Annotated in this window: 1 protein-coding gene; it reads left to right on the plus strand. The window is 54.4% G+C overall.

Annotation, left to right across the window (positions count from 1 at the left end; genetic code table 11):
• Window positions 1-981: DUF3320 domain-containing protein (locus tag F8N85_RS34350; RefSeq protein WP_150807692.1), on the plus strand; the 981-nt coding region annotated here is incomplete at its 5' end.
• Window positions 982-1177 lie beyond the last annotated feature (196 nt).

The following is a 1177-nucleotide window of genomic DNA, read 5'->3' on the forward strand; positions in this document are numbered from 1 at the left end:
GGCTGGCAAGTGGTGCCACAGATCGGCGTTTCTCGTTTCCGTATCGATCTTGGAATCGTCCATCCGGACAGGCCCGGCGACTACCTGGTCGGCGTTGAGTGTGATGGCGCGACTTATCACAGTGCAGCGACCGCCAGGGATCGAGACAAGGTACGCAGCGCGATTCTCAAGGGCTTGGGCTGGAACCTTGTGCGGCTCTGGTCGACTGAATGGTGGATTGATAAAGCGGGCGCACTGGATCGTTTGCACGCTGCCCTGGAGGCTTTGCTTGAAAGCTCCCGTTCAAGCAGGGCGATCGAAGTGGAACCTGTTGCGCCAGACCATTCGCCTCAGCTTTCGCTAGTTGAGGAAAGTGTGCCCATCGAGATGGCAGCGCAGACTCCGCCAGTAGTGCCAGCCAAGCTGCCCACAGCTAATGCCGATCCTGTTTTGGCAGAGCTGAAAAGTGCTGGACCAGGTGAAGTTTCACCGGTTACTGCGATCCGAAGTGAATACCGGGTGACGGATTTTAGTGGTCTGAGTGATCGGATAAAGGCCGATGATTTCTACTCGCAAGAGTACAACCAGGTCCTTGCCGAGCTGATCGAGCATGTCTTGATTCAAGAGGCTCCGATACTCGATTCATTACTGGTGCAGCGCGTTGCACGGGCCCATGGTTTTCAGCGCACGGGCCGATTGATTCGTGATCGCGTGTTGGACCTTACCGAACAGCATCATCATCTGAAAAACGATCCCGTCGATGGGCAGTTTGTATGGCGAGCGCAATGTGATATCGCTGTCTGGAACAGCTATCGCATTCCTGCGACTTTTGATGATGCCAGGTCTGTAGAGGAAATCGCCGCGGAAGAGCTCCTTACCTTGGCTTCGTTGATTCAGGCTTCTGACAGGCCCCTTGAAATAGCCAGGGTGTTAGGTATCAAACGGCTTACAGGCGCTGCGCGTGAGCGTATCGAGCAAGTCATTAAAGTAGCTGCGGGATAAGTCGTGGTTTTTTACTGATTCAACAGTTTATTCGGGGACATTCTTGTCTGATGCCAGTCAGTTAAGACGTTTAGCAACGAACATCGCACCTGTGGCGAGGGGGCTTGCCCCCATAGGCGCTAACCAAATCTCTCGCTCCATAGCTCATCTTGCTGGTATCCCCGCTTTTTTCGCGGGGATTCGCGCAGTGCACGAC

Origin of the sequence: Pseudomonas fluorescens (genome assembly GCF_902497875.1) — a bacterium.
GTDB lineage: Bacteria > Pseudomonadota > Gammaproteobacteria > Pseudomonadales > Pseudomonadaceae > Aquipseudomonas > Aquipseudomonas fluorescens_BR.